At 47.0% G+C, this 9,833-nt stretch carries 9 protein-coding genes; all 9 read right to left on the minus strand.

The window, feature by feature from the left end; translation table 11 throughout:
* Positions 1-20: 20 nt before the first annotated feature.
* Positions 21-989, minus strand: a complete 969-nt coding sequence (locus tag ACO4PX_RS05700) for a flagellar hook capping FlgD N-terminal domain-containing protein (RefSeq protein ID WP_485571949.1) — start codon at positions 987-989, stop codon at positions 21-23.
* A 9-nt stretch (positions 990-998) separates the two neighbouring features.
* Complete coding sequence (locus ACO4PX_RS05705; protein ID WP_485571950.1) at positions 999-2,249, minus strand: flagellar hook-length control protein FliK; 1,251 nt, start codon at positions 2,247-2,249, stop codon at positions 999-1,001.
* A gap of 14 nt (positions 2,250-2,263) precedes the next feature.
* Entirely contained in the window at positions 2,264-2,701 is a 438-nt protein-coding gene (gene fliJ / locus ACO4PX_RS05710; protein WP_304069783.1) for a flagellar export protein FliJ, read from the minus strand.
* 39 nt (positions 2,702-2,740) lie between these two features.
* Positions 2,741-4,051 carry a FliI/YscN family ATPase gene (locus ACO4PX_RS05715; protein ID WP_007156878.1) on the minus strand — a complete coding sequence of 437 codons (1,311 nt, stop codon included), beginning with the start codon at positions 4,049-4,051 and terminating at the stop codon, positions 2,741-2,743.
* Between the two features lie 3 nt (positions 4,052-4,054).
* On the minus strand, positions 4,055-4,870 hold the full coding sequence (locus ACO4PX_RS05720; RefSeq protein ID WP_304069779.1) for a FliH/SctL family protein: 816 nt from the start codon (positions 4,868-4,870) through the stop codon (positions 4,055-4,057).
* Positions 4,857-5,930 (minus strand): flagellar motor switch protein FliG, encoded by a 1,074-nt coding sequence (fliG, locus tag ACO4PX_RS05725; protein ID WP_183682854.1) that lies wholly within the window; start codon positions 5,928-5,930, stop codon positions 4,857-4,859. Before fliG ends, ACO4PX_RS05720 begins: the two co-directional genes overlap by 14 nt.
* Positions 5,890-7,563, minus strand: coding sequence for a flagellar basal-body MS-ring/collar protein FliF (gene fliF / locus ACO4PX_RS05730; protein ID WP_485571951.1), 1,674 nt, complete (start codon positions 7,561-7,563; stop codon positions 5,890-5,892). Before fliF ends, fliG begins: the two co-directional genes overlap by 41 nt.
* 25 nt (positions 7,564-7,588) lie before the next feature.
* The gene (gene fliE, locus ACO4PX_RS05735) at positions 7,589-7,906 is read right to left on the minus strand and encodes a flagellar hook-basal body complex protein FliE (protein WP_183682848.1); all 318 of its coding nucleotides are present in this window, start codon (positions 7,904-7,906) and stop codon (positions 7,589-7,591) included.
* A 594-nt stretch (positions 7,907-8,500) separates the two neighbouring features.
* On the minus strand, positions 8,501-9,833 hold a 1,333-nt coding region (locus ACO4PX_RS05740), incomplete at its 5' end, for a methyl-accepting chemotaxis protein (RefSeq protein ID WP_485571952.1).

The following is a 9,833-nucleotide window of genomic DNA, read 5'->3' on the forward strand; positions in this document are numbered from 1 at the left end:
ATAAAAATTAAATTTTAATTTTAATTGCTTGCAGAGCGAGCTGCCGCTTCTCTTTCAAGGATGGCCACATGGGGACCAAACTCTGAGGAGCTTGCGCTGCTTGATGCTACAGCAGGGGGAACGGAGCTTCCTGCCGGATTGGCGCCAGCTGCTGTTCCTGTTGTTGCTGTAGTAGCTGTTCCGGCTGTAGATACTGTTCCTGTTGTGCTTGATGCCGAAGCGCTGCCTGTTGCAGGGCTTGCTGTAGAGGCGCTGCCTGTTGCAGGGCTCGCTGTAGAGGCACTGCCTGTTGTTCCTGATGCACTTGCGCCGGGTGTCGAAGCTGCAGGTGCCGCTGTAGCACTGCCTGCTGTAGCAGATGCAGGGCTCGCTATTGCCCCATGGCTTCCTGCTGTTGCTGCGGAAGCGCCGGCTGTGCCGCTTGTGGAGCTTGTAGTGCCGGTTGCTGTTGTACTTGCACCGGCTGCTGTTGTACCTGTACTTGCGCCCGGTGCTGTTACAGCCGAACCGGTGGTGGTAGTAGCCGCTGCAGTTCCTGCCTGACGCACCATTAAAAGACTCTCCAAAGGATAGTCTGTCACATCTCCCTCTAAACGGAAGCTGGGTTCATCTCCTGTAAGGTTTACGGAAGCAATTACGCCGGATTTTTCCTTAAGCGCATTGGGGTTTGCTTTTTGCTCCGCCTCCGGAACCTTTGCGGAAACCTCTTTACCGATTAAACCTGCCAAATAGCTGGTTTTGGTCAAAGCCATTTCCTGCTTCATATTGGTGGTCATGGTTCCTAAGCTTTGTACCATGGCCATCTGTGTCATCTGCGCCATCATCTCGCTGTTGTCCATAGGACTGGTCATGTCCTGGTTTGCAAGCTGGGCGGACAAAAGCTTAAAGTAGCTCTCGATGGATAATGTATTTTTATCATTTGACTTCGCGCTGTAAGTCGCCTTTTCATAGGGACTGGTTGCGGAAGAAACACCTTGAATTTCTGCCATATCTTCTCCTTATTGGGCTAGTCCTAGACGCATTCTTTGCAGGAAGCCTTCTGCATTGTCCTGCTGTGCGCGTTCCTGTTGTTCCCTCTGACGACGCTCCGCTTCCTCTTTGTTTTCGGAATTGGATTGTCCCTGCTGATGGAAACTCGGAGCATGCTGCTCCTCCTGTACCACAATCTTGGTGAGTTCTCCTGTTTTTTGCTCCAGGATTCTTCCCATATCCTCGGCACCGGTCTGTAAAAGATGCAAGGTCTTGGGATTTTCCGCGGTAATGACAATGTTTGCCTTGCCGCCGCTATAGTTGACTTTTACGGTAATTTGTCCAAGATTTCTGGGTTCTAACTCAATCTTGATTTCGCCATGCTGAAGTTCCGTCTTATTGGATAAGAACTCCGCCACATCCTCAGGAAGCTTTGCTTCAGAGCTATGTAACACGGCTTCTTCCTGAACCGGTGCATTAACCGGCTCTGAAAGCTTTTCCTGACTTCCCTGTAGGGAAAGCTGTTGTCCGGTATGCTCCAAAACAGAGCCAAGCTTTTCCTCTTTTCCGGACTTCTTTTCTTCCGCTCTTTGAGAAAGCTTCTCTTCCAAACGCTGAGAAGGAATAAGATTTTCCTCCTTAGGCGCTTCCACAAGGGACTTGTCCTCCACTAGGGAAGCTCCCTCTTTGAGCTCTACAGTCTTAGTTTTTGTTGCGTCCTTGGAATCTTCCTGTAAGAAATCGGAAAAATCCTTTTTTGTCGCATTTTCCGCTAAGACCGGAGTTTCTTCCTTTCCTTCAGGAAGAACGGTAACAAGCGCGCTTTCTTCTGTAAGCGGAATGGATACCGGTTCAGCTGCTGCCGTAAGGTCGGAAACCGCTTCAACAGCACCTTCCTCGACCGCAATCTTGATGTCTGCCATCAACTGATCTTTTTGGAAAAGAAGCTGCTTTTCGGAAACCAGGCTTGCCGCCTTTTCTCCCTGTAAGCTGTCCTTCTCCTCGGTCTTTGTCTCTTTCTTTTCTGTCTTCTTCTCTCCCTTTTGAAGCTTTGCTTCCTTAGGGTCTTTTTCTATACTGTTCTTTTCTGTTTTGTTCTCACTGTTTTCTTGGGATTTGCTTTTTCTGTCTCCCTCATTCTTCACCGTATCCTCTTTGGAGGAGCGAAGAAACGCATTAAAGTCAAGGGAAGCTTTATTGCTGTCCTCTGAAGACTTCCCCTTGTTTAAGTCTTTTCCAACGGGAAAGGCTTGACTTTTTTGAATTGTCATCTCTGCCATATACTCTCCTGTACCTATGCCTTCATTGCGTGAGAGACGAATTCCTCGATAAACTGTTCCTCTGCCTTTTGTCCTTGAATACGATACTCCTCAAGTTTTTTCTCCTTAAGTTTCTCGAAGGCATTGGTGTCTACGTTGGCCTTAATCACCTCTCTCTTCTTTTCTTCGGCAATAACGGTACGTCGGATAAGCTCATCTTTCTCTTTCCCTATACGTTTTTCCATTCGCTCGATGCCATTGACATACATCATAATGGTTTCAATGGAAGCGCCTTCCTGCTTCACTCGCTCAAATTCCTCTTCGTAGTGAAACAACTCTTCCTGAAGGCGATTAATCAGACTTTGCTGATTCAAAACTTCCTGCTGTTTGATGGCATACTCTTCCTTCACCTTGTCTAAGACTTGAAGCTTAAATTGATAGACTGTTTCCAAACTGTACTTGAATTTTTTCAATTTGGTTCCCGCCTTTCTGCATCTTAAAATTTAATTGCCTTATCCAATATCGGTAATTTCCTTCATTTGCATAACCGTATCTTCGTAAGAAAATGCTTCTCCCGTTCCCTGCATCAAGAAATCATTGATGGCGGGATACTTGTCTACCGCCTCATCCAGCTTGGGATCCGTGCCCTTTTTATAAGCACCGATGGCGATAAGATCCGCATTTTTTTGGTAAAGTCCCAGAGTATTTCTCATTCTGCTGGCATATTTTTTGTGCTCCTGAGATACCAGCTCCGCCATCAATCGGGAGATACTCATACCGATATCGATAGCGGGATAATGGTTTTCCGCAGCCAGAGCACGGGACAGCACAATATGTCCGTCCAAAATACCACGAACCGTATCCGCAATGGGCTCGTTGGTGTCGTCTCCTTCCACCAGCACGGTATATACGCCGGTGATGGAGCCCTTCTTAAAGGCGCCCGCCCGCTCCAGTAAACGGGGGAACTCCGCATAAATCGAGGGAGTATAGCCTCTTGCGATAGGAGGCTCTCCGGTAGCCAGACCAATTTCTCTTTGGGCCATGGCAAAACGGGTTAAGGAGTCCATCATTAAAAGCACATCCATGCCCCTGTCCCGGAAATATTCCGCAATGGTTGTGGCCACAAGTGGGGCTTTTAAACGAAGCATGGCAGGCTGGTCGGAGGTTGCCACCACCAGTACGGTACGCTTCATTCCCTCTTCTCCCATATCCTTTTCCACGAATTCCAAAATTTCTCGTCCACGCTCTCCCACAAGGGCGATGACGTTAATATCGGTTTTAACATTTCTGGCAATCATGCCCATCAGAGTGGACTTACCCACTCCGGATCCGGCGAAGATGCCGATACGCTGTCCTTTACCTACGGTGTTTAAGCCGTCAATGGCCTTAATCCCGAAGTGAAGTCTCTCTCGAATAGGCGGTCTATCCAAAGGGTTCATATAGGAATTGTTCACGGTATAGAAATCGCTCTCCGGAAAGGGTTCCCCCCCATCCATGGGATTTCCCTGGGCATCAATGATTCTGCCCTTCAAAAAATCCCCCACAGGAACACGAAGGCGCCTTCTTGTATTCCGTACAAAGGCGCCTGATGTGATGCCCACAGAGGTCTTATAGGTCATAAGCTGTACCCGGTCTCCCTTGAAGCCCACGACTTCCGCGGCCACCTGGCTTTCCGTCTCATCACTATAAATCATGCAAATATCTCCGATACTGGACTTTCCGGTACCGGAGGCTTCCATAGACATTCCTACGATATTCTCGATTTTTCCGATATTCTCCACGGTATCCATCTTTTTGATCGTGGAAAGAATATTTTCATACATCCCTTACTCACTCTCTTGGGCATCCAATCGTCCCAATCTCTCCCTTAAATTTTCCATCTGGGTGTCGATGCTGGCATCCACAATCTCATCCGGAGTTTCCAGAATCAGTTTTCCCGGTTCCTCCTTCTCCACAATCACAAACTTGATGTTGTCGGAAATCTGGCTTAATTCATTGGCCACATCTCCGTCAGTCTCCACCAGCATTTCATAATCCAGACGGTCAATATGTATTTTCAGCCATGCAGTCTTCTTGATACGCTCCGCCTCTTTTAAAATCATTCTTCGAATAACTTCTCCGGAGGAACGGAGGCTTACCAAAATAACCTTTTCCGCCACCGCAATAGCCACATCCTTTAATTCATCCATATAACGGTAAAGGCGCTCCGTTTTCGCATCCTCTACCATACGAAGGCACCGGTTCATGTCCATACGGAAATTTTCCATTTCCTCCGCATGCTCTTCCATTACCTTCTCCTCGGCCTCCGCCTTTCCTGCCTCTAAGCCCTTTTGAAAGCCGGCCTGATAGCCCTCTTCCTCCGCCTTTTCCTTTAAAAGCTTAGCTTCCTTTTCCGCCGCATCCATAATTCTCTGGGCTTTTTCCAAAGCCAAATGCAGCAAGGTCTCATGGTAGGGGTCCTCTGCCTTTGTTTCCGGAAGAGGAAGAGCATCTTCCGGCTCTTCCTCCTCTTCTTTATCTTCGGAGGAAGCAAATTCTTCCATTTCCTCCTCTTGAATCTCTTCAGGCTCTTCCAAGGTCTCTAAAAAGGAGGAAAGCTGGCTATTGCTAGCCGAGCGAATCACTTTTTTAGACGAGAACATTATCTTCATCGCCTCCCTTATTAATGATTACCTCTCCCTTATCCTCTAAGAGACGAATCAGGTTAACAATACGCTGCTGTGCCTCTTCCACATCCTTCAAGCGGACATTTCTGGAATTCTCCATATCACTCTTAACAGTTTCCGCCATACGCTTGGACATGTTGTTGAAGAAAATCTGCTTCATCTCTTCATTTGCGGTCTTCAAGGCGAATACCACATCCTTGGAGTCACAATCCCGGATAAATCTCTGTACAGAACGATCGTCCATGGTAAGGATATCCTCGAAGACGAACATCTTATCCTTAATATCTGCGGAAAGATCCGGGTCGGTAACATCCAACTCGTCGAAAATCTTCTTTTCGTTACTTCTGTCAATGTGGTTCATCACATCAGCTACGAAGTCAATACCACCCAGGTTCATATTGTCCTCACTGGTGATAATGGTATCGAACTTCCGCTTCATTTCCTCTTCCACGATGGAAATGGCTTCCGGGGAAACTCTGTCCATCTTTGCCATAGCCATAACCGTAGGAATACGCTTTGCCTCCTGCAGGTTCTCCAAAATCTGGGCTGCCTGCTCAGACTCCATATAGGAAAGAATCAGGGCGATAACCTGAGGACGCTCGTTTTGAAGCAAGGATAACAGGGCCTTGGGATCTCCCTTTGCAAAGAAGTTAAAGGGCTTGGAAGCCAAGGTCTGGGAAACTCTGTCCAAAAGGGATTTGGCCGCGGACTCTCCGAAGGCCTTTTCCAAAACCGCCTTGGCATAGTCCATACCGCCGTCTGTCATCATCTTATGGGTAAGACAAAGACGATAGAACTGATCCAAGGTAGTCTCCACCATAGAGTTGGTGGTTTTTCCCATTTTCGCCACCTCAAAGGTTAACTCCTCGATATCATGCTCTCCCAAATACTTGTAGATCTGGGAGGCACGATCGGAGCCCAAAGACACCACCACAAGGGCAGCTTTTTGTTTTCCTGTAAGCTTTGGGACAAAGTCCTGATTTTCATCGATGGGGTTAGCTTGTTTTTCTTGTTGATCTGTGCTGTTTTCTGCCAAGGTTTTGCTCCTCTTCTCTCATCCAGCTTTGAATAAGCTTTGCCACTACCTGCGGGTTCTGATCCGTAAATTCGCCGATACTCTTCTTCAGCTTCATGCCGTGAGCCATCTTGCCCTCAGCAGTCAGCTCATCTTCATCAACTTCCTCTACCGGTGTAATTTCATCCGTAGGCTGCTCTATACTGAGTGCTGCTGCATTTTCCATTTCTTCCTGTGCCAACTTCTTCAGCTTCTTCTTCTTTCTTCCACGAAGAATCAAAATCAACAGAATCAAAATCAGTAAGAATGCGGATACCGCCGCTCCGATCAGTGCCCACAACGGGAACTGGTTCAGGAGAGTCTTAGGCTCTTCTACCGGCTTCTTCTCCTCTGTAGTCTGTTGTACCGCGGTCTTATTCAGAGAACGAAGAATAGTAATCTTATCCGCCGCCTCATCCCGCTTGATTCCCGCAGCATCCGCCACCAGGTTAATCAAATCGCTTTCCGGAATACTGTTGTCATCCGTATTGATGACAATCGCCACGGAAGCATCCTCCAAAACACCGGGAGCAATTTCTTTTTGCTCCTTTAGCACATTGTAAAGCCACTCTCTGGTAGCACTGGAGTTGGAATAATTATCCGTAGTCGTAGCCGTTCCGTTTTGGGTGGTGTATCTTGGGGTGTCCGCATTGGCATCCGCCCCGGCAACACCGGCAGCGTTTTCTCCGCTGTTTCCGGCATTTTCCCCGGCCACCTCCTCATTGCTCAGTAAGCCTCTTTTATCTGTTGCTTCCGTTTTTTCCGGTACGGTGTACTGGGTGTTCTCCTGAATCAGCTTCGCCATATTCAGGGTTCCCTTTACGGAAACCGCCAGGTTTTCTCCTCCGTAAATCTTTCCCAAAACCCGTTTAATATTGTTGGCAATATTGTTTTCCACCGTGGTGGTCAGATTTGCCATACTGGTTCCGGAGCCGCTGGCACTGTCTCCTGCGTCTGCTGCCACCTCTTCCATGGTACCCGCATCAAATACGGAAACATTGGTAAAGTTCATTCCCTTTACCGACCTTGCAATAAGGTTTTTAATAGCTTCCGCATTCTTTTCGGAAAGACTCTGCCCCTCCTCCATGGTCACCACCACACTGGCACTGGCCTGTACGGGATTGTCCTCTTCAATAGCGTAGGTCTGGTCCGTACCCTCGGCGATTGTCACCTTGGCGTCCCGCACCCCGTCAAAGAGGCGAATGGTCGCCCCCAAACGATCCTGTAAATCATACAGGGTATATTGTTTTTTATCGGACTCGGTGGTCATAAGACCGGAGTTTCCGATATACATGTCGTAAGCAAATCCCGACTTCGGGTAGCCCTTGGACAAAAGCTGTGCTCTTAAGGTATCCACAGACTCGGAGGGCACCTTTAAGGCTCCGGACTTTCCGTCATAGAGATAGGGGACATTCTGTTCCTGCAAAAGAGAAACAATCTGCTGAGCCTCTCCCTGACTTAAGGAAGAGAACAGGGTCTGATATTCGGTTTTCTGCCCTCTTGCCAAGAGGAAGACGGCAACGGCAATAACCACTACGGTAATTCCCGCAATGATGCCTAATAATTTTTTTGATTTAGCAGACAGATTCTGCCACATTTCCTTGAGCTTTTGCACCTGCAAACTCTCCTATTCCTGATCCTTATAAATTGATCTTCATCAATTCATTATAGCCTTCCAACGCCTTGTTTCTGAGTGATACCAATAAATCTAAGCTGATTTGCGCCTTCGCCTCCGCAATGGGTAAGCTGTGGGCATCGGATAATTGTCCTGTAGCCAGGAGATACTGTTTGTTTTCCACATCCAGCTGGCTGGTCTTTACATTGTCAATGGCGGAACGAAACACATCCTTAAAAAGTCTTGCGCCTTCTGTTCCTCCTGCCTGAGTTCCCTGGTCAATGCTCCCTACACTTCCAATCTTCCAAGATGATAAGGGACTGATGAAATCTGAAACGTTCATCCTTTTTCCTCCTAAATACAGTAAACGCGGATTCACTTCTTAGCTCTTCCCGAGGCTTTCGGAAAATCTTATTTTTCCTCAAGAAGGATAAATAAGCATAAGAACTGAATTTACGATTTTTTTAATATTAAATCCATGGTACTATAACAAACTGTTTCCGTAATGACAAGCCTCTGTTTTTCCCTTTTTTCCCTGAAAATCTTCGCATTTTCTTATGAAAAGGAAGGAAAAACTTAATTTATAAAAAAGCTGCTTGCCCTTTACATTTTTACTCATGAAAATAGACAAATTCTCCCCCAAAAAAGCAGGGAAAATTTGTCTATTCTTTTTTTGCCATTCTTTTTTCCATACGCACTCCTTTCCCAATAGAGCAAGGGAAAATAAGGCTTTTCCTCCTTTTCCCCTGTTCTTTCCGTACGATAACTCCAAAGGCTTTTCTTTTCCTTATTTTTTCAAAGCCTTAAAAACACTCCTCTTCTTTTCCAAGAGGAAGCTCCCCTTCTTTTCCAAGAGGAGTTTGCCTGTATATTCTTATAACAATACCACTATTATATAGAAGATATCTTTTTATTTCTACATAATTAACTATTTCTTTTAAACCCGAATGCGAGAAATCATCTCCTTCAGAGAAGCCGCATTCTCATTCAGATCCTGACTGGAAGCGGAGCTTTCCTCGGAGGTGGCACTGTTTTGCTGTACTACCTTGGAAACCTCTTCCAATCCCTTACTTACTTCAGAAATAGATTTCGCATCCGTTACCATGGAACCGGCAATTTCGCTTACCATTTCCTTACTCTTCTCAGAGCCGTCCATAACGTCTCCCAATGTCTTTGCGGCGTGGTCCACGATATTCACACCCTTCTTCACCGCATTGATGGTGCTCTCAATCAGAACGGAGGTCTCTGCCGCTGCATCTGCGGACTTTCCTGCCAGGTTTCTGACCTCATCCGCTACCACGGCAAAGCCCTTACCGTAAACCCCGGCTCTTGCCGCCTCAATGGCTGCATTTAATGCCAGGATATTGGTCTGGAAAGCAATGTCATCAATAGCCTTGATGATACGCTCTACCTGATTGGACTTATCCTCGATTTCCTCCATAGCCAAGAGCATCTCGCCCATTTGCTGGTTTTCATCGGAAATCTTCTCGGAAACCTCTCCGAAATAGCTTTCTATATTGCCCGCCTTCTGTGCCTGGGCACTGATTCTTGTGGAAAGCGCATAAATGCTGGCACTTAACTCCTCCAAAGTGGAAGCCTGCTCTGTAGCCCCCTGAGAAAGGGCCACGGAACCGTTGGCAATCTGCTCGGAACCGGACTCTACGTCCGCTGCCACCTGATTGATGGAGCCGAAAACGTTCTTCAAGTTTTGGTTGATTTCTCTATAGGACTGTAAAATGCTGGCATAATCCGCCACATACATATTTTCATCCATGGACTGTACCGCAAAGTTTCCTTTGCTCATCTCAAATAAAACCGCACAAATGTCGGTAATAATCTTCTTCAATTCCCCGGACAAAGCAGAGAAGTCGTCCACCATCTCTCCCAGCTCGTCGCTGCCGATATACTTCTTATTGAAAGCAATATTTAAATGACCGCTGCGCATTCTTTTGATTGCCTTGGAAACCGTACCGATTCGTCCGGTAATATCTTTTTGCAGCTTCAGAAAGGCAAAGACACAAAGAAGAATTACGATGACAAAGACCACGCCCAAAAGCAAGCTTTCCCTAGACCGCATATCCTTGGCCTCCTGGATCTTCGCTTCAGAGTGTTCATCGGAAAGCTTTCCTACTGCAGAAAGGGCGGATACAAAGTTCTCGGAGGTTACCGCATTAAAGCCCTGTTGATAGGAAGCAATCTCCCCTTCCGTGTATCCCTTATCCAGCATATCCAGAAGGGCATAGCTTTCCTTCTCCAAAGCATCCATTGCA

Source organism: Oribacterium sp., assembly GCF_057249185.1.